The organism is Wolbachia endosymbiont (group A) of Udea olivalis (genome assembly GCF_964028365.1).
GTDB classification, from domain to species: domain Bacteria; phylum Pseudomonadota; class Alphaproteobacteria; order Rickettsiales; family Anaplasmataceae; genus Wolbachia; species Wolbachia pipientis.
In genome coordinates this window covers 534,665-557,936 of the sequence record NZ_OZ034773.1, presented here as the reverse complement: position 1 = coordinate 557,936, position 23,272 = coordinate 534,665, and the positions used below count along the sequence as shown (strand labels likewise).

Below are 23,272 nucleotides of genomic sequence, written 5' to 3'. Positions count from 1 at the left end.
GATAACAAACATTCGGAGTATTTCTAACGTATGAAAAGTAATCTCTCTTTTATAAAAAACGTTGCTTTAAATTGTATGTCTAAGCTCATTGGCGTATTAAATATTAAGAAAGTAAAACACTTCATTGTGAATAAATATAATACTCTTCATAAAGAAATGACAGTGCTTCTTAAAAAATCTAAGAACCTGTTAAACACCAACATTGAAATCGGTTTATATCACTTTTATAAAGGTAGCATATCAGATGCAAAGTTACGATTTTGGTTAATTAGCATATTTTACCCCTATTTACCTATAGTCTGGTATAACATCGGAAGGTGTCATTTTGCGGTAGGGAATACTAACAAAGCTTATAATTATTTAACAAGGGCACTAAAATTAGATAATGACCACGAGGAGGCGTCTTACTATATAAAAAAAATGACAAACTCAGCGCCTATTACAGAATTGCCAAAAAACCTCATAAGACAATATTTTGATTACACAGGTGAATATTTTGTTGAGCATTGGTTGATTGCCAAACAATATAGAGGGCATGAACTTGTACACATGATAATTACAAAAATCTTCAACAACTCCACTTCTGAGCTCAATATACTCGACCTTGGTTGTGGAACTGGAATATGTGGTCATTTCTTGAAAATAAATAGTATTGGAAACCATATAATAGGAATTGACATTTCAAGTAGAATGCTAAATATCGCAAGAGGATGCTTTATAAAAGGTAAGCCTGTTTACAATGAATTAATACATATGGAAATGAAAGAGTTTCTTAAACAAGAGAAAAACCAGCAGTATGATGTAATTATCTTTGCTGAAGTGCTACATTATCTACATGACTTTCAAGAAGAATTGGAATTAGCAAAAAGATCTACGAGCAAAAAAGGGGTTATTGTATGTTTAATAAGAAGAAAGGAAGGTGAAGGTATTGACTTTGTAAATAAAGGAGACTATTTTCGTCACTCAGAAAGTTATGTTCAACATGTTGCAAAAGAAATAAATATGCAAATAAGTTATATGAGTTACTGTAAAATATATGGCAGTCAGGTTGACGGTATCTTGTTTGCATTACAGCATCAACAAGAAAATCCGAAAAACCTAACTTAAAAATCGCTCAAAATGACTTTTAAGTATCTATATATAATAAAAGAATAAAAGGAACTTTATGAATAACATTACCATTAATTACGCAAAGGACAGCAAATTAACCAACTTTGGAAAAGCAGTTCTATCAGACAGGTATTTAATAGAAAATGAAAGTTATCAAGACCTCTTTGCACGTATTGCTAATTACTATTCTGATAATAAAGAACATGCGCAGCGTCTTTATGACTACATGAGCAACTTGTGGTTCATGCCTTCAACACCAATACTCAGCAATGGTGGCACTAAGAGAGGGTTACCTATCTCTTGCTTTCTTAATGAAACCGAAGACAGCTTGCAGGGAATAGTTGATCTATGGAATGAAAATGTTTGGCTTGCTGCACGTGGAGGAGGCATAGGTAGTTATTGGGGAAATTTACGCTCAATAGGCGAAAGCGTAAAGGGTAGCGGCAAAACATCAGGAATTGTTCCATTTATTGTAGTGCAAAATGCTCTAACGCTTGCAATTAGTCAGGGATCCCTAAGGCGAGGAAGTTCAGCAGTCTACCTTCCTGTATCTCATCCGGAGATAGAAGAGTTTCTAGATTTACGCAAGCCAACAGGCGGTGACCCAAATCGCAAAGCGTTAAATATACATCATGCTGTAATAGTAACAGATAAATTTATGCAGGCTGTTGAGAATGATCAAGAATGGAATTTAATAAGCCCTCACAACAATAAGGTTATTTCAACTGTAAAAGCGCGGGATATATGGATCAAAATATTAACAGCAAGAGTTGAAACTGGAGAACCTTACATTATTTTCCTTGATGCAACAAATAACAATAAGCCAGAATCTTACAAAAAGCTCAACTTAGACATCAAGATGTCAAATCTATGCAGTGAAATAACTTTAACCACAGGTTATGATCACCTGAATAAGTCACGCACTGCTGTGTGTTGTCTATCATCCGTAAACCTTGAGTACTACGAAGAATGGAAAGACAATAAACTCTTCATAGAAGATATAATGCGCTTTCTTGATAATGTATTGGAAGATTTCATAAATAAAGCACCGAATGAAATGCAGCGAGCAAAATATTCTGCAGCCAGAGAACGCAGTATTGGTCTTGGTGTGATGGGCTTTCACTCATTTTTACAAAGCAAAATGGTTCCTTTTGAATCAGTAACAGCACAACAATGGAATAAAAAAATATTTAAGTATTTACGCGAGCAAGCAGATATAGTTTCTAAAAAATTAGCAGAAGAAAAGGGAGCATGTTCTGATGCCAAAGAAGTTGATCTAATGGAAAGGTTTACACACAAACTCGCTATTGCTCCTACTGCTTCGATCTCCATTATTGCAGGTAATACCTCTCCTGGAATAGAACCATATGCAGCAAACGTATTCATACAAAAGACACTTACAGGCTCATTTGTAGTGCGAAATAAATTCTTGCAAAAACTATTAGCAGAAAAAAATCAAGACAATGATAAAATATGGTCTTCAATTTCAACAAACGAGGGTTCCGTTCAGCATTTAGATTTTCTTAGTGAGCATGAAAAATTGACATTTAAAACAGCGTACGAGCTTGACCAAAGATGGATTATAGAACATGCAAGTGATAGAACTTCGTATATTTGTCAATCTCAATCAGTAAATCTGTTCTTACCTGCCAACGTACATAAACGTTACTTGCACAAAATACACATGCTTGCTTGGAAAAAAGGATTGAAGAGCTTATATTACTGCAGATCACAATCAATGCAGAGAGCCGATAAGGTCTCGCATGACATATTCAAAAAAAGTGAAATATTGCAACAAAAAACAGATATTGACTACGATGAATGTCTGTCATGCCAATAGCGGCCTTACTCAAAAAAGTAGAGAGAAAGTTAAGCAAATGGGTAAATAGACTTCTTGCATAACCATATAACGCACTTTTATTGGGAATAGAAACGAAAAAACTTTCTTGACAAACTCCGCCAGCCCTCTTATCATAAAATTGAAGCTATTTATTTATCTTCTCTGTACAGATTAAATGACAAAAAAACTCACGTATCTGGCGTCTCATGTTTAATTTTTTGCACTATGTGCACCTTATGTCTTTATCAAACTTCTACCTACATAAGCTGAAACGCGCTTATAAAGCGTTTAAAACATAAAAAAACGCCAACTTAAAAAATGGATAGTGAATAACTAGCTACCCTAGGGTTTCTTTTGCCTTTTTTTCTGTTTAGTAAATTTCTTAAACATTTATAGCTAAGGTTAGTTGCATTTAAAAGCAGCTGAGTCGCGGTTATTAAGCGTTTAGAATAAAAAAACGCCATACTTGAAAGTATAATGTAAGTAATTAGCCAACTACGGGGCTTCTTTTGCCTTTTTTTTCATTTGGTAAATTTCTTAAACATTTATGGCTAAACGACAATCGTCATCCCGCTACTTGTTAGCGGGATCTATTGCCGAGATACCGCGAATGAATCGCGGTATGACGGTTCGTGGCAGCATGAAGATAATCCCGCTACTTGTTAGCGGCTGAGATACTGCGGCGGTATGACGTAGATTGCTGTCATTCCGCTACTAGTTAGCGCCGCAGCGGTATGGTGTAGGAAAATTAGCTATATAGCTAACTTGTACCACGCGTTAAAGCTTTTAAACAGGTCTTGGTTTACTTACTCCATTATTTTCTTTATTATCAGATATCATTTTAAATAATATGGAGGAGCAAATTGTCAGCAATTGCCATTATTGATTTTGGTTCACAGTTTACACAGCTTATCGCAAGACAAGTAAGAGGAATGGGCGTTTATTGTGAGATATTTCCAAGCAACATCAGTTTTGAAACAATATCAAAATTCAATGGGTTTATTCTCTCTGGAGGACCACAATCTGTAAATGATGATTGTTCTGAAACAAGTAGAGTAGTACATGAAATTATAAAACTTAATGAGGCAACAAGCGTTCCTATACTTGGAATATGCTATGGACAGCAACTCATTTGTCATTATTTTGGAGCAAAAGTAAAAGAGAGTTTCAAACAGGAGTTTGGTAGAACTAAAATCAAGATACTAAAAGAATCCCCCATTGTAAAGGATACCTGGGATGTTAATTCTGAAGTGGATGTATTAATGAACCATGCGGACAGTGTTGATACTATACCACAGGGATTTACTGTTATCGCATCAGGTGTGATAAATCAAACAATTGCAATGATTGTTAACGAACAGCGAAAGATTTACTGTACTCAATTCCATCCTGAAGTGAGGCCCACAACAAATGGCAGTAAATTGCTCTCTAACTTCTTGGATATTGCAAATTGCGAAAGAGACTGGACAATGAAGTCGTTTATTGAGGAGCAAAAGGAAAAAATCAAAAATGTAGTAGGAGAGAAAAAAGTAATCGCTGCAGTAAGTGGTGGGGTTGATTCAAGTGTTGCAGCGGCTCTCACATATAAAGCTATAGGAAAACAATTAAACTGTATTTTTATCGATACTGGGTTGTTACGCAAGAACCAGACCATTGCTATGTTGAAAGAGATTCCGATAAACTACGTTGATAAATCAAATTTATTTTTGAGTAGATTGAAGGGAATAACTGATCCAGAAGAAAAACGAAAAATTATCGGTAACACTTTTATTGAAGTGTTTGAAGAAGAAGCAAAAAAAATAGGTGATGTGGATTTTTTGATGCAAGGTACCATCTACTCTGATGTAGTTGAGTCAGGGCATGCCTCAGACAACACTAGTACAATTAAGTCTCACCATAATGTTGGTGGGTTGCCAGAAAAGATGAATCTGAAGTTAGTGGAGCCTTTACGTTACCTCTTTAAAGATGAGGTAAGGCTACTTGGAAAGGAAATTGGGCTTTCAGACAAGATAATATTTCAACATCCATTTCCTGGACCCGGACTTGCAGTGAGGATTATAAGTGAAGTCGATAAAGAAAAGGTGCAAATATTGCAAGAAGTAGATGAAATATATATTAATACGATGAAAAATTACGATCTATATGATAAGATATGGCAAGCTTTTGCTGTATTATTACCAATAAAAACTGTAGGCGTTATGGGAGATGGTCGTACGTATGGATATGTTTGTGCTTTAAGGGCTGTAACATCATCTGATGGTATGACAGCTGATGCATTTCCATTTGAAAATAAGGATCAACACTTGCTAGTATTTTGGGATTTTTTACAGAATGTTGGCAGTATAATTGTTAATAATGTTCCCGGAGTAAATAGAGTTGTTTATGATATCACTTCTAAACCACCCGCAACTATTGAGTGGGAGTAAATCAAAAAGATCCCGCTGCTTGTTAGCTGGATCTAGAGATACCGCGAATGAATCGCGGTATGACGGTTAATTTTCTTTATTTTGCTTATAATTTCCACAAGCAGTGCAAACATAAATGAAGAATACAAATATCCTTTTGGTAATTCTATATGAAATCCATGAAGTATGAGGTACACACCGACAAGTAAAATAAATAAAATGGCGATTATTTTTAACCCTGGGTTAGATTTGATTAACTGGGCGGTATAACTTGATAAAAACAGCATTGCTAGCATGGAAAATGTAAATGCTGTAGCAATTATTACCATGTTATAAGTTAGTGCTATAGCAGTTAATATCGAATCAACCGAAAAAACTAAATCTATTAATATAATTTGTAGCACAACTAAAAAAAATTTTGATTTAACGTTTGCTTTCTTTTTATTTTTCTTACATACAAAGATGTCATCCCGTAACTCCATAGAGCTCTTAACAATAAGGAATAATCCCCCTGCGATCATAAGTAAATCCCTTGCTGATGCAGTGTGAAATATAGGTTTTTGCATTGACAATATAGATGATGTAAAAAATAGTATTACAAAACGCATTAATAGTGCTAATCCAAGGCCCATAAGGCGCACTCTTTCTCTCAGCGCATTTGGTACCTTATCTATTGCTAGAGAAATAAAGATTAAATTGTCTACACTAAGTATAGTTTCAAGTAGTGTAAGTGTCAGTAAAGTCCAAGCATCAGTTAGCATTTTTGTTTCAAATTCGGTTCTTCTTACTCTACAATAGATGTGTAAAAATTAAGTGACTTCACTCAGAAGTTTTATAGCAGTTCTCCAGAAAAACAGGATATATAAAGTTCAGCAGCTTCTTCTATTTTCGTTTTTGAGCAAAATCAATAATAAGAGAGTTTCTTATTTTCATGCACGCAAATAAGATAAAGCCTTATTTTCATTTTTGACTTTATTTGAAAATAATATATACTATAAAAATAGTGTGCTAGGTTGAATGAATGTATATTAAAGGATCACCATCAGGCAAAGTATTCGCTGGTTATCAGGCATTTATACCAAGCCCCTTGCCACCAAAATTTGAATGGGACAATGATTTAGTTAATAGTCTTTAAACCCTTACTTTACTATAAGGAAAGTGGTTGAAAACTTAGGTGTCGTATTTACAACAGCCCAAAGAGCAATCGTAAAGCTTGAAGATTTAGGCATCGTTTCACAAACTTCTCAAGGAAAGAGAGATCGGGTTTATTGTGCAACTGATATTTTGAATATTCTAGAAGAACCAACTAAGATTACAGAGAACTTCGATAGCACATTGTAGCTATTGTGATGAATAAATTCAGCAAACAGCAAGCTTAAAGAGTCTGATCCAATGGACATGCTGAACAAAAAGTAAGGAGCTCCTTTTGGAGGATTATATTAACTTATTAATTAATTGCTTGACTTTTAGCAGGATTTATTATATTATTTATTAATGAGCAATGCAATCAAACCAAGGAGGATAGCATGATAAATAATTTGGATTCAATAATTCTTGGAATAAAAGATGGTGAAAAGGCGATTGAAGATTTAAGGGTTGTTCTTAAAAAAAGAAAAGAAGAAGTTATTACTACACAGACATTTAATTACGCTTTACGATGCCCAAAAACTACAAAGGAAGCGATAGTACACGAAATTCTGCTTCATTTTATACAAAATCCTGGCGAGCAATCACTAGAACAAGTGATACAATGCTTAGATAGAGCAATACAATCTGGGATATATGCAAAAAACAACCCAATAAGAAATCTAGATGAAGAATTTCGTACTCATATAAACTTTAAAGATGAAGAGGGAAATACATTACTACATCATGCAGTTATAGGTAATAAAACTGAAGAAATAATCACCCTTCTTGTTACATATAGTGCAAATCCTTTGATACAAAACGCGGATAATAAAATTCCTTTAGATTTAGCTCAAGGAGAAACAAAAGAAGTGCTTATTAAAAGTATGAAAAAACAAGCTAATACGAAAAAAGAAAGCGCTATGGTAGGCAGTTTGGTGCCTGGCGTAATAATTGGTGGTTTTCTTGGTGTTGTACTTGGAGCTGGTGTGTGTGTTGCAGTAAGTCTTTCTGGTGGTATGATACTAGGTGTAATGATAGCATCTTCTCTTGTTGCTAGTATAGCTATTGGACTGGCCATGTATTTTTTGAGTCAAGACTATGAACAGGCTAAAGCGATAGAAAAAACTATTAGCACTGTTAGCTCTGAAATATCTGTTGATGATACAACTGCCGCTAATAAAAATAATAAAGAAGGGCCACAACTTACATATAGCTGACCCAAGCAACACGTCATACCGCGATTCATTCGCGGTATAGATTCCGCTAACTAGTAGCGGAATGACGAATGTGTCGTTTTTCAAATTGTCGTAAGTCACTTTAGCTATAATACACACAAGGAGGGTGTCATCCCAGCGCCCCTATGATGTCATCCCAGTGCTTGACACTGGGATCCAGAAAAGTTTGCTTGTAAACTAGCATGGAAAGTAGCTGATCTTACACTAAATGAATGTTTTTGATGAGGTTGCATAGAAGCTGGATTCCAGCGTCACGCGCTGGAATGACAACTGCGTTTTTTGTTTTTTTGTCATCAAATACTCCTACTCTTTATGTCATCCAAGTGTCCTGACTACTTGGATCCAAGAAATTTAATTGTTTTAAATTTTTCCCTCTATACACCTATTTAAAATTTATGTTATCCACATGTGCAATATAATCTATAATAACGTTTATCAATACAATATATTAAAAAATATTATGAGCTTCGTAAAAGAAAAAAACACCCCTGTGATGGAGCAGTATTTGAACCTGAAAGCTCAATACAAAGATCATCTGCTATTTTATAGGCTAGGAGATTTTTATGAATTGTTTTTCGATGATGCTATTAAAGCTGCGAAATTGCTGAATATAGTGCTCACTAAGAGAGGTAATTCGTGTGGGCAAGAAATACCAATGTGTGGAGTGCCAGCACACAGTAATGAATCTTACCTACACAAGCTAATAGATTTAGGATTCAAAGTAGCAATCTGTGACCAATTAGAAACTGCTGATGAAGCAAAAAAGAGGGGCTATAAATCCATAGTAAAACGTGATGTAGTGCGAGTTGTAACTCCAGGTACAATTATAGAAGATTCACTACTGGAGGATAAAAGCAATAATTATCTCGCGTCCATAGTTGAACAAAATGACGAATATGCTATTAGTTGGCTTGAATTATCGACGGGAAAATTTTTTCACACTTTAACGAGTTTGAAAGCTCTAGATAGTGATTTATTGCGTATATCACCAAGAGAATTATTAATTTCTGAAAAATTCACTGAGGATGAAAAAATTAGATCGATTTTAAAAAATTATAAAATATCAATTACGCAACACGCACAGAGTTTTTTTGAGTATAGTAAATCTCACAGAACGTTATGCGAGTTTTATAAAATCAGGGAACTTGGGAGTATAGGAAATTTCAGCAAAGTAGAAATCATGGCGTGTGGTGCACTGCTTGAATATGTCAGAGTAACGCAAAGGGGCTCCATTCCAAGGCTTGAATTCCCAAAAACCTATAAGCAACAAAATTTCATGCTTATTGATGCTTCAGCAAGGAGAAATCTTGAGTTGTTTTCAACTCAATTTGGTGAAAAGAAAGGTTCACTAATTTCAGTTATTGATCATACAGTTACAGCTTCTGGTGGACGCCTGCTCAAACAAATGCTCGCTTCACCCCTTGCTTGCTCCAAGGCAATCAATTTGAGGCTCAGCACCGCTCAATTTTTTGTAAATAATCATGAGCCACGCAGAAAAATACGAGAGATATTATCTAACATTCCAGATATTGAGAGGTCTTTATCGCGCTTAATACTAGGGCGTGGTTCACCAAAGGATATGAACCTATTGAAAATAGGCCTAGGAAAGACTTTAGAGTTGTCTGAGTTTCTGTCTACCTTGCATAATTATTGTTTAAGTGAAAAATCAGAAATTAACTCTCAGATGTCATTCCAGTGCTTGACCGGAGAAAAGGAACCAGTGTCTACTACTCAGGTGATAAGTAGTGACGAGAGTGAACTCAGCACAATACATAAGAGCCTTGGTAATCATAAAGACCTATTTGAACTGCTAAATAGTGCTATACTTGATAATAATCTCAGTTCCGTGAAAGAGGGAGGGTTTATCTACCCAAAATACAACTCAGAATTATCTGAGTTATCTTATATATTGAACAACAGTAACAAGTTGGTAACTAAGCTCCGTGAATCTTATCGCGACCTAACTGGCATTGCCGCACTCAAAATATTGCACAACAATATACTCGGTTATTACGTTGAAGTATCAGCAAATCACAAAATAACTTCGGATATATTTATTCATAGGCAAAGCTTAGCAAATAGCATGCGCTACACTACTAATGAATTGAAAGAACTAGAAAATAAAATTCTTACGGCACGTGATGCTGCAATCGGCTTAGAAATGAAAATTTTTAGTGAACTGTGTAGTGAAGTTGCTAAAGAGTCTGAAAAAATTGCTCTTGCTGCAAATGCTTTGGCAAAACTTGATATTAGAACCGCGTTTGCAGAGCTTGCAGTGCAAAATAATTACGTAAAACCCATTATTGATGACAGCAAAGAGTTCAATATCTGTAGCGGAAGACATCCAGTGGTTGAAGTTAACGATAAATTCATTGCAAATAGCATCAATTTAGCTGGTATACATCTAATTACTGGTCCTAATATGGCTGGAAAAAGCACTTTCTTGAGGCAAAACGCTCTCATTGCAATTTTAGCTCACATGGGGTCATTTGTGCCAGCAGAGAGTGTACATATTGGAGTGATTGACAAGATATTCAGCAGGGTTGGCGCAACGGATAATATAACAGCTGGTTATTCTACCTTCATGGTAGAGATGATCGAAACAGCAACGATAGTAAATCAGGCAACGGACCGTTCCTTGGTGATACTTGATGAAATTGGTAGGGGCACAGGGGTGTATGATGGATTATCTATTGCACAGGCGGTGATTGAACATATTCACAATGTAAATAAGTGCCGCGCCATTTTTGCAACTCATTATCATGAATTAACTAAAGTAAGCAAATACTTGAAGAACGTGAAATGTTTTTGTGTAAAAATAAGAGAGTGGAACGGAGAGGTTATCTTTCTACATGAAGTAATTGAAGGCATTGCAGATGAGTCATATGGAATACATGTAGCAAAACTTGCTGGTTTTCCTGATTCTGTTTTAAATAGAGCAAGTGAGGTATTTGAGGAGCTGAAGGCTTGAATCATTATTATAAGTGAAGAATTACCTATACAATCGTGGTAGTAGCTATAGAAACGAAAAACTTACTTGACACCCTTCGCCAGCGCCCTTATCATGATAGTGAAGCTATTGTATTTGCTTTCGCCAATCTGCAGATTAAAAGGTAAGGATTACTTAATGTATCGGCGTCTTATGTTCAATTTTTTGCAGTATATAGATACTGTATGTCTTTACAAAACTTCATCTACATCTAGATTTTTATCTAAATAAGCTGAACGCGCTTATAAAGCGTTACAAGACATCAAAAAATGCCAATACTCGACAGAGATAGTAAAAGACTAGCTAACTCGGGGATTCTTTGTCTTTTTTTCTGCTTGGTAAATTTCTTAAACATTTGCAGCGTAAGTTAGTTGCAATTAAAAGCGGCTGAATCTCGCTTGTCAAGCGTTTAAAACATAAAAAACGCCAATATTTTAAAGCGGATAATAACCCCAGGGCTTCTTTTGCCTTTTTTTTCATTTGGTAAATTTCTTAATGTTTGTGGCTAACATGAACAAACATTTGAGAGTAACTTCCGCTAGTAGGGTGTCATCCCAGTGTCTGGGCACTGGGATGACAAAAAAAGGAGGCTACTCGGATGACAGCTAGCCTGACAACCGTCATCCCGCTGCTTGTTAGCGGGATCTCTTGTTAGCGCCGCGGCGGTATGAAGTAGAATTTTACACTCACCAATTCAGTGTCCAATCTGGATTCCAGACTGGAATGACACCCTTTTGGATGGAAACCAGTGTCAGGACACTGGGATGACAAGAAAGAGGCTACTTGGATGATACCTATAGCCCTGTCATTCCAGCGCGTGACGCTGGAATCTAGTTCTTATTATATATCCAGAGATTTACTATATTAGTAATATCAAACTAGATCAATTCTTGCTACTTCAATTTTTCTTTCAGTTAATTCCTGCCTGGCACGTTAAGTCTAGCCTTTTATAAATGAACCAGAATTATAATTTATCTTTTAAAAATCTCAAATGTAATAAATTTATGTTTTAAAGGATTTGATATATCAAATTTTATTGTATTTACTTTCTCATCAAAAACTATAGTATTCTCATCTATGTGATATCTGTCTATTTGATATGCTAGTGAAAATGCGTCAAGCTTATCAGAAGTTGGAGGAGATTTATATACCACTACATTTAAAGTTTCTAAGTCTAAGTTCACTCTAACAGTCACAACACCTTGTTCAAACGAACTTTCAAACAAACCTTGAATAGATTCACCATGCATACATGGCGGGTCCATTCTTACAGCAGATATACATCGATTATATATTGCATCCCCTGAACCGTTGTGCATGCACATCGTAAAATCTTTACTTCCTTGAAAAAGGTCTATAAAATCTACCATAACACTTCACCACTACATAACAAACACTTTATAATATTATAAGTAACTAGCAAGCTCCATTACTAATTTCGTAGTGACTCTAATTGCAAAATTTAATATAAGTAGTAAAGTAGAACCACTGAATAAAAAACATATGTTAATTAATACAACGTCGGAGCTGGAGGACATATGTGAGGGGTTGATAGCAAAAAAGCCAAAATTTATAGCAGTTGACACGGAGTTCATTAGAAATAATTTAATCTACTACCCAAAATTATCGTTAATTCAAATTTCTTACGGAGAGAAGAGTTTTATTGTAGACGCATTAGTGCCAGAAATTGATTTATCATTCATTAAGAAAATAATGCTAAATCAGGGGATAACCAAAGTGTTTCATAGCTGCCGGCAGGATATAGAATCCTTACTCACTGTATTTAAATGTATTCCCACTCCCATTTTTGATACCCAAGTTGCTGCTATGTTTTGTCATTATTATCATGACTTTATTGGTTACTCAAAAGTAGTGGAGCAATATCAAGGAATAGCACTGGATAAAATTAAAGCTAAAAATTCAGATTGGTTAAGGCGTCCGTTGTCCGAAGATCAGTTAGATTATGCAGTAAACGACGTGGTACACCTATATGACCTATACCAAATATTGTGCAATAAACTTGAAGAAAATAATAGGATGGGTTGGTTTCAAGAAGAGATGGAATCAATAGTTGATATAAATAAGTATTTACATAGCCCAAAAGATGCATGGAAGAGGATTAAATTTAATTATGAAGTAAATCCAAGATTGATACTAACTGTTAAAGCAGTTAGTGAGTGGCAAGAAACCTTAGCACAGCGCTATAATATGAACCGTAATAAAATAATCAATAATGCTGTAATAGCTGATTTTATTGAAAAAAATGTAGAGCATGTTGATGAGATTTTAGATGATCTCAAGAGGAATACAAAAAATATAAAAGATGCGGATTTACTAGAGTTTGTGAATATTTTTAATGAAAATGAGAGAAATTGGATGCAGCAAAACAACACCTTATCGAGTAATTATGATAAATCTGTACTTGATATACTCTCAATTATTTTAGATAGTAAATGTAAAGAAAGTAACATATCAAGGAAATTAGTTTCTTCAAAAGATGAGTTAACCGGGTCAATATCTAGACAGACAGATAAATTATTCAAGGGATGGAGATATGATTTTTTTGGCAGGTCAGTTGAATCATTTTTGAACACAAGCTCAAAATTTGAGATTTCAGCAGTGAAATCCGCAAATAATATAACCAAAATTCAGAGTAATTTAGTGGAGAATAACTGTTGCTAAAGTAACTTAGATTTATCGACAATCGTCATCCCGCTACGTGTTAGTGGCTAAGAGATACCGCGGCGGTATGACGGTTAAGTAGGGTGTCATCCCAGTGCCTTGACTACTTCGATCCAGGAAAATTGATTGTAAACGAGCAAACATTTTCGATAAAATTACCAAAAAGCTAGATCCCAGACTGGGATGACACCACCTACAAATTGCAATGTTCGTATAGTTATGTGCTTGACACTGGGATCTAGAAAATCTAGTTAATATATATAGAGAAACCTTAGCTATAGTTTCAAAAGAAGTCGAATGTATTTTGTTATATGATTATAAGTCTAACAGGCGGAATTGGGGTAGGAAAGAGCTTTGTAGCTAATTGCTTTCAAGAGTTTGGTGCTGTTGTATTTGATGCTGATTCTGTTGTACACCAACTTTATAAAGTGGATAAAAGCATAATAAGTTATGCAGAGAAAAATTTTCCTGGAGTGGTAGTAAATGGTGAAATAGATAGAACAGTACTGTCTAAATATTTCTTAGCCTACGATGAAAATTGGAAACAATTTCAATCTTTGGTTCACTCTGCTGTGCTGCGTGAATTAGAATTTTTTATTGCCAAGGAAAAAAAGATCGATAGAAAACTTTTAGTTTTAGATGTGCCACTTCTATTAGAAACAAAATTTTATTTATATTGCGACCTTATTGTTTTTGTTCATGCAGATAGCGTTGTGCAAGCTCAAAGACTTAACGAACGCAACATAGATAAAGAAAAGCTTAATCTAATCTCCGATGTTCAGTTATCTATTGAGGAGAAAAGGAAGATGAGTGACTTTATTATCGATACCAGTGTAAGCAAAGAGTATGTTTTTTCTCAAGTAAAAGATATAGTGGATTCATTAAACCTAAACACGTAGCTCTACGTCATACCGCCGCGGTATCTCTAGATCCCGCTAACAAGCAGCGGGATGACGGTTGTCAGGATCCCAGCAGCCTCCCTCCCCTGTCATCCAAGTAGCCCCCTATGGTGTCATCCCAGTGCCCAGACACTGGGATCCAGGAAAATTGATTGTGCACTATAGCAACATTTTTGATCAAAAACTGGATTCCAGTGGGCTTTGTTGCATCGCTACTTATGAAAGGCTAACTATAGTTAGGATTATAAGCAACCTATTGAAAATCTTGTTTTTTTGCAATCAATCTGATCAAATTTAAGAATAGTAATTTGTTATTTATATTAATAAATTTAATTCTATTGAAAATAGCTAAAGCATTGAAATTCTTGAATTTTAGCCGGATTGGTAAATGGTAGTGAAATTTCTTTTACTCAAATTTAGGTATTCATTGACCGTTCTTGTTATAAATACCAGAATAATAAGCTACTGATATTCCCTATCTTTTTTATCTTTAATCCATCATAGCTAGCGATGCAACAAAGCCATTCCAGTGTCAAGCACTGGAATGACACCCTTCCGATGGGAACTGCTCTCAAACTACAACAGCATGAGTAGCTATAGAAGCTTTAATGATACAAGAAAAAATAAACAGCTATCATTTTTTTAGTAATTAAGTAAAATAGAGTGAAAGATTGCGAGGAAGTTTTGAAAAATAAGATAAAAAAGATAGTAATTTCAGGAAAGGAAGTGTGGCCAATCATCGAGGGCGGCAAAGGCATTGCAGTTAGTGATGGAAGATCAAGCGGAGCATTTGCTGCAGCAGATGCTGTGGGTACATTTTCTGGTGCAAATGCTAAGCTTATTGATGATAATGGCAAGTTAGTGCCACTAATTTATAAAGGCAAAACAAGAAATGAAAAGCATAGTGAATTGATTGAGTATAGTATTGAAGCTGGAATTAGTCAGGCAAGAATAGCAAATGAAATATCAAAAGGTCATGGAAGAATACACATGAATGTACTTTGGGAGATGGGAGCAGCAGAACGCGTGCTTCATGGCATATTAGAAGGAGCGAAAGGTTTGATTCATGGTATTACCTGCGGTGCTGGTATGCCTTATAGGCTTGGAGAAATTGCAGCTAAATATCAGGTTTATTATTACCCTATTATCTCATCGGTGCGTGCTTTTAAAGCATTATGGAAGCGTGCTTACCAAAGAATATCTTCCTATTTGCTTGGTGGAGTAGTGTATGAAGATCCATGGCTTGCTGGAGGGCACAATGGACTCAGTAACAGTGAAGATCCAGAGCTACCACAGGCTCCATTTGAAAGAGTTGCAGAGCTTAGATCTTTCATGAACGAGATCGGTCTTTCAGAAACACCAATTGTTATGGCAGGAGGAGTGTGGCATTTGAAAGATTGGGAACATTGGTTTAACAATCTGCAAATTGGACCAATAGCTTTTCAGTTTGGCACTCGTCCACTTTTGACGAAAGAAAGCCCAATTTCTGCAGAGTGGAAAAAGAAGCTACTCACTTTAGAAGAAGGTGATGTATTTTTAAATAAATTCAGTCCAACAGGGTTTTACTCATCTGCAGTAAAAAATAACTTCATACGTGAGTTGCAGGAACGGAATTCACGTCAAATAAAGTTTTCAGAAAATGCTAGCGAAGAATTTAATAATGAATTTGCAATGGGTAGCAGAGGTAGAAAGATCTACCTTACTGCAAAAGACAAAGAACTGGCAAATACATGGACTAAAGCAGGGTACACAGAAGCAATGAAAACCCCAGATTCAACTGTTATTTTTGTGACGCCAGATAAATTTAAACAAATAAGAGAAGATCAAATCAATTGTATGGGATGTTTGAGCCATTGTTTGTTTAGCAATTGGAAAGATCATGGTGACCATTCAACAGGACGAAAGCCAGATCCGCGTAGTTTTTGCATACAAAAAACACTGCAAAACGTTATACACGATGGTGATATTGAGAACGAACTCATGTTTTCCGGGCACAATGTGTACAAATTTAAGCAAGATCCATTTTATGAGAATGGCTACGTACCGGCAGTAAAAGAACTGGTGGAAAGGATATTGACTGGGTATTGAGTCAGTGACCTTACCCAGAAAAAGTGGAGAGAAAGTGTGGAATGTTTTTTACAAAAAGAATGATGCATCAAATTGTTCTGGAATGCAATAGTTAATAGTGACGTTGTTTGTTATAAAAAATTTCTATGTATTCAAATATTGCAGTTCTAGTTTGTTGAGCAGAGTGTTGTGAAGTATCAATAAGTATTTCTCTTTTCAATGAGCTAAAGAAGCTTTCTGCAACAGAATTGTCGTAACAACAGCCTTTATTACTCATCTATATTCTTTACAGCTAAGAGATATTGATACCCTTGCGCAGTATATTGTGAACCTTGGTCACTGTGCAGCAGTAGATTTTTAACAGGTTTACGCCTATTAATGGCCATTAATAAAGAGTTCATAACCAATTGTTTATTTATTGCACTACTCATTAACTACCATACGTGAGAATTATTGCTGCCAAATATAGCCATCCCTCCTTGGTTTTGATGTAAGTAATCCCATACTTTATTTGGTTGATCAACAATAAAGTTTTGATCTAGTATATTGGGAGCTACAGCTCTATTATCTGTTTGTTGTTTTTTAATTTTAAACTTTCTTCTCAGTATAGCCCTGATGTCATTTTTCTGCATAATACTTTGCACCGTTTTCAAATTGCAACTTTTACCCAAAGCCTTCAATTCAGCATAAATTTTAGGAGCTCCATATCTACATTTAGAAACTTGATATATTTTTTGAATAGCTTCTAGTAGCTCTTTATTTGCTGATTCTCTACTGCTTATTTTTCTTGTAGTCCACTTATAGTAGCCACTAGCAGAAAATCCTACATAATTCCTGTACTTTATAGCAGTTACTATATAAAAAAATATTTTACTCTTTTTGACTGGCCAGGGCTTTTTTTTAAATGTCTCTTTCCCTTGTTACTCTTGCTTTGTAAATCAAACCTCTCTTTGTCGTAAGGAGCCATGTTACCTCTACCTGGAAATGCATCTGCTGCCGACTTTTTTTCGTTGTGTTTCTTTATCCATTTTCCTAATAAACCACCCTTTATTCCTAAATCTCTTGCTATTTTTGTAATTGTTTGACCTGCCTTTCTTTGTTCATTTGCCAGTTTAACAGCTTCCAATTTGAATTCTGCTGTATATTCTCTTACCATTTCTAATCCTCCAAAATTTTATTTTACCCAAAAAAACTCTTTTCTTTCTCTCCACTTTTTCTGGGTAAGGTCAGTCTTTAGGCACCCAAACAAAGGGAAATGCTGGATAAAAAGAAAGTACTTTAAGAAGTATAATAACGAAAACTGGCGCTTTATGACAAGTAACAAGGTACGTCTTACTATACACAGCGATCATGTTATTAAACAAAGTGCAAAAAACCAGATCCCCATATGATGGTGATTGGGTATATTGGGGTAAACGTCTGAGAAAAATACCAGATAAGCCACTAGGAGTAATAAAATTATTGAGGTTGCACCAAAGTAAATGCGATAATTGTAGACTATGGTTTAAAAGTGATGATACAATAAAAATACATCACAAAGACCAGAATAGACGAAACAATATGATCACAAACTTATCTTTGTTACATGGACATTGTCACGATGAATTACACAGGAGGTGTGCATGAAAAGCACCAAATTAGAGAGAAGCCGTATGAGGCTCAAAGTCTCACGTACGGTTTTGAAGTCGAGTGAGGAGGGGCGACCTTCTTCACTTAGACAACAATATGCAGATGAAACTACGGAAGAAGACTTAAGGAAAATAGCAGAAAAAGCACCAATAATAAAGTTAGCCTACGATGAATTAGACAGGTTTAGCTGGAATGAAAAAGATTTAGTAGCATATGAAGAAAGAATAATGGATCTGCTGAAAGAAGAAGGCATCCTCGCTAAAAAACTTGATGAGGGAAAGATTGAAGGAAAGATTGAAGTAGCAAAAAACCTACTTAAGGCTGACATCTCTATTGATATTATCTCTCAGACAACCGGCCTTCCTCAAGCTGAGATTAAACGACTTCAGGAAGAAATCACCTAAAAGGCTAATGATCAACGAAAAAATTGTAAGAGAGAACTTAAAAAAAGTCATAGAGCAAAAAAGCGGTAAAGATGTGATCGCTCTTGGCATAATATCCTCAATTATTATTAAAGGTCAAGATGTTGGTTTTGTGCTTGAAGTTGCCGGTAACACGCAAGCAAATGAAGAATTAAGAAGAAATTGTGAGCAAGCTGTTAAAGCTATACCGGGGGTGACAAAAGTGACCGTGGTTGCTACTTGTCAAAAACAAACTGGGCAACAAAAAGCTAAATTACATATCGAAGGAGTGAAAAATATAATCGTTGTGGCCTCTGGTAAAGGCGGTGTGGGCAAGTCCACAGTTGCGCTAAATCTTGCTCTCTCATTAGCAAAGTTAAAACACAAAGTTGCGCTGGTTGATGCAGATATATATGGTCCTTCAATTCCTAAAATGCTTGGCGCTGAAAAATTAAAGCCAGAAATACAGGATAGTAAAGCAATGCCTATAGAAAAGTATGGACTGCATACTATTTCAATTGGCTATTTTATCGATAAAGATCGTGCAGCAATATGGCGCGGACCTATGATTACAAAAGCACTTTATAGTCTGCTAATGGGAACAAAATGGTCCGATATAGAGTATTTGATAATTGATACACCACCTGGAACTGGCGATGTGCATTTAAGTCTTATGGAAAATTTTAACTTAACTGGGGCGATAATAGTTTCAACTCCACAGGAGCTCTCTTTAATCGATGCTCGCAAAATTTATGATATGTTTACAAAGCTCAGCGTACCGGTTATTGGCATTGTAGAAAATATGAGTTATTTCATTCAAAGCGGCTCAAAAATATACATATTTGGAAAAGACGGTGCAAAAAAAATGTCTGAGGAGCTGGGCATCAAACTTCTAGGCAGAGTTCCTCTAGATCCACAAATATGCCATGCTTCTGATTGTGGAAATCCTTTAATGTTAAGTGAAGATTTAGCAGGGATTTATGAAGGTATTGCTAAAGATGTTATAGCTAAAGTGGCTCTACAATTTGAAAAACCGTCATTCCGCTACTAGTTAGCGCCGCGGCGGTATGACGTAGGGGTAACCGTTCACACTTAATTCTTCAATCTCACTAATAGAAAGGCCAGTAAACTTGACAATAGTGTTAACATCAACATTATTAGCCAGCATTGCTTTTGCGACTTCGATTTTCCCTTCAATTTTGCCTTCCTCTTTACCAATTTTTTTGCCTTTTTCAGTAGCAAGATCAAGTCTGTATTCAAGAATGGCTTCTTCTTTCCGTAGATCCATTATTCTTTCTTCGTAAGCTACTAAATCTTTTTCATTCCAGCTAAACCTGTCTAATTCATCGTAGGCTAACTTTATTATTGGTGCTTTTTCTGCTATTTTCCTTAAGTCTTCTTCCGTAGTTTCATCTGCATATTTGAAGAAAAATAACCAACGATCCACTATGCTTTCTAGCTGTTCTTCCTTATTCTTAGGAAATTTAGGTAGTTCAATAAATACAAATTGAAAATCTTTTAAGTCATGCTCATTGGTTTTCTCATCTCTTATAGTGTGGCTGGATATATAATCAAGCTTATCAGGAAATAAATTACAATTAGAAATAGCAATAAAGAAAACCTTCTTTAAATCAATGTACTTACCAGATTTATCAGCTTGCCTTGAGTAAGCCTTAGCAGCATATAGTTGAGCTCGTTTTTCGAAGCCTTTATCGCGAGTGAGCTGCATTTCAATCACATACCTAGCCCCACTAGAGTCCCTGCAAAGAACATCAACTATACTTTGCTTATCAGAGGCAATTTCAGGATCCATTATAGTACTGAGGAATTCCACTTCTTGTATAGTATTTATCTCGGTAAACCCTAAAATATCATTCAAAAAATGTATGAGAATATTCTTATTTTTTTCAGTGCCAAAGATTCTTTTAAAGGTTAAATCCAGCTTAGGGTCGAGAAACTTAGATAAAGCCATAGCCAAAGTGCTTAAAAATATTAATAATTATACACTATTATTAACAATTATTCAACCATATTTTTGAAGATAGCTATGCCGCCGCGAACCGTCATACCGCCGCGGTATCTCTTAGCCGCTAACAAGTAGCGGGATGACGGTTGTCGGTAAATCTAAGTCAGTTTAGCTATAGGCAGCAATTTTCTGTATTTACTTTAAATTGAAGAAAGATCAAATGAAAGATCGTGTTTTGCTAAAAATCACAGAATGCAGTCTGGTTACAACCTTTCTTGGGTTAGCTATAGGTCTTTGTCTATAAAGTTTGTTTAAACTATTTTCAAAATAGATAAAATATAATTTTACAATTAGCGTAAATAAAATGAATTATGATGTAATCATTTCAGGTGGTGGGTTACTTGGTCTTATTACTGCAATTGGCCTCAGTTGTAACTCTGTGTCTGTAGCTGTAATTGAAAAAAATAGTTTGCCACGTGTAGTAGATGACAACCGAGCATTTGCTATTTCTCAAGGCTCGAAAAAAATATTGGAAAAATTAGGGATTTGGCAGTTTATAGAAAGCGAAGCTGAGCCAATACTTGATATATGCATATTAGATGCGGTTATTGTGCATTACAATCATAAAATGGTTGGTGAAGAACCAATGGGTTATGTTATTAACAATGCTGCTATATGGAATGCAATCAACAATAATTTTCTGAATAAACTAAATATATACTCTCCACATTCCTATAAAACAATTGCTTATGATTCAGGATATGTGGAAGTTATTCTTGATAATAACCAGGAATTAATATCATCGCTACTTATCTGCGCTGAAGGCAAACACTCTAAATTACCAGAGTTATTTTCTATACCGACAGTGAAATTTGACTATAAACAAAGTAGCATAGTATTTAATGTAAAGCATGAACTGCATCACCAAAACTTAGCTGTAGAGAGTTTTTTTCCTGGCGGTCCATTTGCAATTCTACCGATGAAGGGTGGCTATACTTCTTCGATAGTTTGGACAGAAAAATCTGAAATTTCAAAAATGCTAATGGATCTGTCTGAAGAAGAATTTATTATAGAGCTTAAAAAAAGATTTGGTTCTTATTTAGGAGAGATAAAATTAGAGGGTGAAAGAAAACTTTATCCTTTAAGTTTTGCTTTTGCAAAAAAGTTATATAAGGGTAGAGTTTTGCTTATCGGCGATGCAGCACATTCAATTCATCCAGTTGCAGGTCAAGGGCTTAATCTTGGAATTAGAGATGTAGAAAGTATTATAAAGCACGTAGTTGCCGCAAAAGCATCTGGTATTGATGTTGGCAGTAGTTATTTATTAAAGAAAATTTCACGTAACAGATACTTTGATAATTTTACAATGGCGCTTGCAACTGATGGATTAAATAGGATGTTTTCCAACAGAATATTCTGCGCTAAAGCACTAAGAAATCTTGGCTTGATTGCAGTTGAAAATTCAAATTTCCTCAAAAAACGCTTCATTCGGCATGCTATGGGATTTATATAAATCACTATTTTATAGCTAATGCAAGTCAGGTTTCCCACGGCATACCGCCGCGGTATCTTGGCCGCTAACACGTAGCGGGATGACGAATGTATCTGTTCAGCAGTTGTGTTAAAAGTCAATAGAAAAATTGATGTAGCTGTGGATAAGCACGTTTATACAGATAAAAGTACTTATCCACAGCTATGCTGGCTCTTAGATAGAAACAGACAGAGAGTTATATTCCTCAGTAAAAACCCTGTCATCTCTGACTAAAGAGTTAGCAAGAATAAGCAATTTCCTCATGGCAGCAGTGGAAGCAATTTTATATGGCTTTTTATATTGACTATATAATCTAGTAAAGAAAGGTTTGATATAGGAATTAGGGGGGGGGAGGGGGGGATGTATGGTCCCAGAGTGTGATGGTATGATAAAATATGAGAAAACAATACCATCAAAGGAGGAATTATGGGACAAATATTACATGGGTGCGCCAAAACAACAGAGACAATTCGTAGAGCAATACAAAATAGTAAAGAGAGCATAGCAAAACTCTCCAGGTACTATAACCTTAATCCAAAAACTATCATTAAATGGAGAAAACGGTCTTTTGCCAAAGACGCTGATATGGGTCCGAAGCATGCAAGATCAACTGTTTTAACTTTAGAAGAGGAGGCTGTAATTGTTGCATTTCGTAAGCATACTCTATTGCCATTAGATGATTGTCTCTACGCTTTGCAAACCTCAATCCCACACTTGACTCGCTCTAGTCTACATCGTTGCTTACAGAGGCACAGCATTAGCAGACTACCAGATGTTGATGGCGAAGTTAAACCAAAAAAGAAATTCAAACAATATCCTATAGGCTATTTCCATATTGATATTGCAGAAGTCAGAACAGAAGAAGGAAAGTTATATTTGTTTGTTGCAATAGATAGAACATCCAAATTTACGTATGTTGAGTTGTATAAAAGTGCTACAAAACCTATAGCTGCTGAGTTTCTACGTAATTTGATTAAAATTTTACCATATAAAATCCACACTATTTTGACAGATAACAGTGTACAATTTACCAACCAAAAACGCCATAAATACGCTTTTCAACATATATTTGATAGAGCTTGTGAAGAAAATGACATTGAACACCGTCTAACAAAAGTTAGCCATCCTTGGACAAATGGGCAAGTTGAGCGTATGAACAAAACTTTAAAGAATGCCACTGTTAAGAAGTATTACTATCAGTCTCACCAGCAACTCAAAGAGCATCTTTATGACTTTGTTATGGCCTACAATTATGCTAAAAGACTCAAAACTCTTAAGGGTCTTACACCTTTTGAGTTTATATCTTTACAGTGGACAAAATCTCCTGAATTGTTCATACTAAATCCACACCATCACACTCTGGGACCATACACTCCCTGTGTTTCGTAAT

The 23,272-nt window shown here is 35.5% G+C and carries 21 protein-coding genes; 14 read left to right on the top strand and 7 right to left on the bottom strand.

Going from position 1 to position 23,272, the window contains the following annotated elements; all coding sequences use genetic code 11:
- Nucleotides 1-30: 30 nt before the first annotated feature.
- The 3 genes from ABWU32_RS02595 (at nucleotide 31) to guaA (ending at nucleotide 5,376) form a co-directional block, all read left to right on the top strand.
- A complete protein-coding gene (locus ABWU32_RS02595; RefSeq protein ID WP_265027939.1) occupies nucleotides 31-1,107 on the top strand; it encodes a methyltransferase domain-containing protein in 1,077 nt (358 codons plus the stop codon).
- A 58-nt stretch (nucleotides 1,108-1,165) separates the two neighbouring features.
- A complete protein-coding gene (locus ABWU32_RS02590) occupies nucleotides 1,166-2,950 on the top strand; it encodes a ribonucleoside-diphosphate reductase subunit alpha (protein ID WP_353278760.1) in 1,785 nt (594 codons plus the stop codon).
- An 863-nt stretch (nucleotides 2,951-3,813) separates the two neighbouring features.
- The gene (gene guaA, locus ABWU32_RS02585) at nucleotides 3,814-5,376 is read left to right on the top strand and encodes a glutamine-hydrolyzing GMP synthase (protein ID WP_265027937.1); all 1,563 of its coding nucleotides are present in this window, start codon (nucleotides 3,814-3,816) and stop codon (nucleotides 5,374-5,376) included.
- A 32-nt stretch (nucleotides 5,377-5,408) separates the two neighbouring features.
- Here guaA and ABWU32_RS02580 read toward each other — a convergent pair whose 3' ends face one another.
- On the bottom strand, nucleotides 5,409-6,116 hold the full coding sequence (locus ABWU32_RS02580) for a TerC family protein (protein WP_038199715.1): 708 nt from the start codon (nucleotides 6,114-6,116) through the stop codon (nucleotides 5,409-5,411).
- A 397-nt stretch (nucleotides 6,117-6,513) separates the two neighbouring features.
- On the opposite strand from ABWU32_RS02580, the gene ABWU32_RS02575 reads away from it, so the two are divergent.
- The 3 genes from ABWU32_RS02575 to mutS all read left to right on the top strand — a co-directional run bounded on the left by ABWU32_RS02575 (nucleotide 6,514) and on the right by mutS (nucleotide 10,689).
- Nucleotides 6,514-6,696 carry a hypothetical protein gene (locus ABWU32_RS02575; RefSeq protein WP_006279522.1) on the top strand — a complete coding sequence of 61 codons (183 nt, stop codon included), beginning with the start codon at nucleotides 6,514-6,516 and terminating at the stop codon, nucleotides 6,694-6,696.
- Nucleotides 6,697-6,881: 185 nt separating this feature from the next.
- A complete protein-coding gene (locus ABWU32_RS02570; protein WP_141456816.1) occupies nucleotides 6,882-7,700 on the top strand; it encodes an ankyrin repeat domain-containing protein in 819 nt (272 codons plus the stop codon).
- A 478-nt stretch (nucleotides 7,701-8,178) separates the two neighbouring features.
- Nucleotides 8,179-10,689, top strand: coding sequence for a DNA mismatch repair protein MutS (mutS, locus tag ABWU32_RS02565; RefSeq protein WP_353278944.1), 2,511 nt, complete (start codon nucleotides 8,179-8,181; stop codon nucleotides 10,687-10,689).
- Between the two features lie 989 nt (nucleotides 10,690-11,678).
- On the opposite strand, the gene ABWU32_RS02560 is transcribed toward mutS, so the two are convergent.
- Entirely contained in the window at nucleotides 11,679-12,077 is a 399-nt protein-coding gene (locus ABWU32_RS02560) for a hypothetical protein (protein WP_007548550.1), read from the bottom strand.
- A 133-nt stretch (nucleotides 12,078-12,210) separates the two neighbouring features.
- On the opposite strand from ABWU32_RS02560, the gene ABWU32_RS02555 reads away from it, so the two are divergent.
- The 3 genes from ABWU32_RS02555 to ABWU32_RS02545 all read left to right on the top strand — a co-directional run bounded on the left by ABWU32_RS02555 (nucleotide 12,211) and on the right by ABWU32_RS02545 (nucleotide 16,376).
- Nucleotides 12,211-13,389, top strand: a complete 1,179-nt coding sequence (locus ABWU32_RS02555) for a ribonuclease D (protein WP_141457325.1) — start codon at nucleotides 12,211-12,213, stop codon at nucleotides 13,387-13,389.
- Nucleotides 13,390-13,700: 311 nt separating this feature from the next.
- The gene (gene coaE / locus ABWU32_RS02550; RefSeq protein WP_006280338.1) at nucleotides 13,701-14,288 is read left to right on the top strand and encodes a dephospho-CoA kinase; all 588 of its coding nucleotides are present in this window, start codon (nucleotides 13,701-13,703) and stop codon (nucleotides 14,286-14,288) included.
- Between the two features lie 684 nt (nucleotides 14,289-14,972).
- Complete coding sequence (locus ABWU32_RS02545) at nucleotides 14,973-16,376, top strand: NAD(P)H-dependent flavin oxidoreductase (RefSeq protein WP_015588855.1); 1,404 nt, start codon at nucleotides 14,973-14,975, stop codon at nucleotides 16,374-16,376.
- A 91-nt stretch (nucleotides 16,377-16,467) separates the two neighbouring features.
- Here the strand turns inward: ABWU32_RS02545 and ABWU32_RS02540 are convergent, their stop codons facing one another.
- From ABWU32_RS02540 to ABWU32_RS02530, 4 genes are all read right to left on the bottom strand, one after another.
- Nucleotides 16,468-16,632 (bottom strand): IS3 family transposase, encoded by a 165-nt coding sequence (locus ABWU32_RS02540; protein WP_010082072.1) that lies wholly within the window; start codon nucleotides 16,630-16,632, stop codon nucleotides 16,468-16,470.
- On the bottom strand, nucleotides 16,625-16,786 hold the full coding sequence (locus ABWU32_RS07930) for a DDE-type integrase/transposase/recombinase (RefSeq protein WP_010082071.1): 162 nt from the start codon (nucleotides 16,784-16,786) through the stop codon (nucleotides 16,625-16,627). Before ABWU32_RS07930 ends, ABWU32_RS02540 begins: the two co-directional genes overlap by 8 nt.
- A 3-nt stretch (nucleotides 16,787-16,789) precedes the next feature.
- Nucleotides 16,790-17,137, bottom strand: coding sequence for an IS3 family transposase (locus ABWU32_RS02535; RefSeq protein ID WP_081600752.1), 348 nt, complete (start codon nucleotides 17,135-17,137; stop codon nucleotides 16,790-16,792).
- A gap of 71 nt (nucleotides 17,138-17,208) precedes the next feature.
- Entirely contained in the window at nucleotides 17,209-17,511 is a 303-nt protein-coding gene (locus ABWU32_RS02530; RefSeq protein ID WP_081600753.1) for a transposase, read from the bottom strand.
- A gap of 194 nt (nucleotides 17,512-17,705) precedes the next feature.
- On the opposite strand from ABWU32_RS02530, the gene ABWU32_RS02525 reads away from it, so the two are divergent.
- The 3 genes from ABWU32_RS02525 to ABWU32_RS02515 are packed head-to-tail and all read left to right on the top strand — an operon-like array spanning nucleotide 17,706 to nucleotide 19,436.
- Nucleotides 17,706-17,981, top strand: coding sequence for an HNH endonuclease signature motif containing protein (locus tag ABWU32_RS02525; protein WP_039963646.1), 276 nt, complete (start codon nucleotides 17,706-17,708; stop codon nucleotides 17,979-17,981).
- On the top strand, nucleotides 17,978-18,388 hold the full coding sequence (locus ABWU32_RS02520) for a hypothetical protein (RefSeq protein ID WP_174517022.1): 411 nt from the start codon (nucleotides 17,978-17,980) through the stop codon (nucleotides 18,386-18,388). The genes ABWU32_RS02525 and ABWU32_RS02520 overlap by 4 nt, the downstream gene beginning before the upstream one ends.
- A 7-nt stretch (nucleotides 18,389-18,395) precedes the next feature.
- Nucleotides 18,396-19,436 (top strand): Mrp/NBP35 family ATP-binding protein, encoded by a 1,041-nt coding sequence (locus ABWU32_RS02515; protein WP_015588818.1) that lies wholly within the window; start codon nucleotides 18,396-18,398, stop codon nucleotides 19,434-19,436.
- On the opposite strand, the gene ABWU32_RS02510 is transcribed toward ABWU32_RS02515, so the two are convergent.
- On the bottom strand, nucleotides 19,437-20,357 hold the full coding sequence (locus ABWU32_RS02510) for an Rpn family recombination-promoting nuclease/putative transposase (protein ID WP_341812942.1): 921 nt from the start codon (nucleotides 20,355-20,357) through the stop codon (nucleotides 19,437-19,439).
- Nucleotides 20,358-20,715: 358 nt separating this feature from the next.
- On the opposite strand from ABWU32_RS02510, the gene ubiH reads away from it, so the two are divergent.
- Together ubiH and ABWU32_RS02500 are read left to right on the top strand one after the other, a co-directional pair.
- Nucleotides 20,716-21,864: a 2-octaprenyl-6-methoxyphenyl hydroxylase gene (gene ubiH / locus ABWU32_RS02505; protein ID WP_353278756.1), complete on the top strand. Its 1,149-nt coding sequence runs from the start codon at nucleotides 20,716-20,718 to the stop codon at nucleotides 21,862-21,864.
- Between the two features lie 444 nt (nucleotides 21,865-22,308).
- Complete coding sequence (locus ABWU32_RS02500) at nucleotides 22,309-23,271, top strand: IS481-like element ISWpi4 family transposase (RefSeq protein ID WP_015588815.1); 963 nt, start codon at nucleotides 22,309-22,311, stop codon at nucleotides 23,269-23,271.
- The last annotated feature ends 1 nt before the right edge of the window (nucleotide 23,272 follow it).

Coding starts and splice junctions, on each gene's coding strand:
- ABWU32_RS02595 (WP_265027939.1), top strand. CDS start 31: ATGAAAAGTAATCTCTCTTTTATAAAAAACGTTGCTTTAAATTGTATG.
- ABWU32_RS02590 (WP_353278760.1), top strand. CDS start 1,166: ATGAATAACATTACCATTAATTACGCAAAGGACAGCAAATTAACCAAC.
- ABWU32_RS02580 (WP_038199715.1), bottom strand. CDS start 6,116: ATGCTAACTGATGCTTGGACTTTACTGACACTTACACTACTTGAAACT.
- ABWU32_RS02570 (WP_141456816.1), top strand. CDS start 6,882: ATGATAAATAATTTGGATTCAATAATTCTTGGAATAAAAGATGGTGAA.
- mutS (WP_353278944.1), top strand. CDS start 8,179: ATGAGCTTCGTAAAAGAAAAAAACACCCCTGTGATGGAGCAGTATTTG.
- ABWU32_RS02560 (WP_007548550.1), bottom strand. CDS start 12,077: ATGGTAGATTTTATAGACCTTTTTCAAGGAAGTAAAGATTTTACGATG.
- ABWU32_RS02555 (WP_141457325.1), top strand. CDS start 12,211: ATGTTAATTAATACAACGTCGGAGCTGGAGGACATATGTGAGGGGTTG.
- coaE (WP_006280338.1), top strand. CDS start 13,701: ATGATTATAAGTCTAACAGGCGGAATTGGGGTAGGAAAGAGCTTTGTA.
- ABWU32_RS02540 (WP_010082072.1), bottom strand. CDS start 16,632: ATGAGTAATAAAGGCTGTTGTTACGACAATTCTGTTGCAGAAAGCTTC.
- ABWU32_RS07930 (WP_010082071.1), bottom strand. CDS start 16,786: ATGAGTAGTGCAATAAATAAACAATTGGTTATGAACTCTTTATTAATG.
- ABWU32_RS02530 (WP_081600753.1), bottom strand. CDS start 17,511: ATGGTAAGAGAATATACAGCAGAATTCAAATTGGAAGCTGTTAAACTG.
- ABWU32_RS02525 (WP_039963646.1), top strand. CDS start 17,706: ATGTTATTAAACAAAGTGCAAAAAACCAGATCCCCATATGATGGTGAT.
- ABWU32_RS02520 (WP_174517022.1), top strand. CDS start 17,978: ATGAAAAGCACCAAATTAGAGAGAAGCCGTATGAGGCTCAAAGTCTCA.
- ABWU32_RS02515 (WP_015588818.1), top strand. CDS start 18,396: ATGATCAACGAAAAAATTGTAAGAGAGAACTTAAAAAAAGTCATAGAG.
- ABWU32_RS02510 (WP_341812942.1), bottom strand. CDS start 20,357: ATGGCTTTATCTAAGTTTCTCGACCCTAAGCTGGATTTAACCTTTAAA.
- ubiH (WP_353278756.1), top strand. CDS start 20,716: ATGAATTATGATGTAATCATTTCAGGTGGTGGGTTACTTGGTCTTATT.
- ABWU32_RS02500 (WP_015588815.1), top strand. CDS start 22,309: ATGGGACAAATATTACATGGGTGCGCCAAAACAACAGAGACAATTCGT.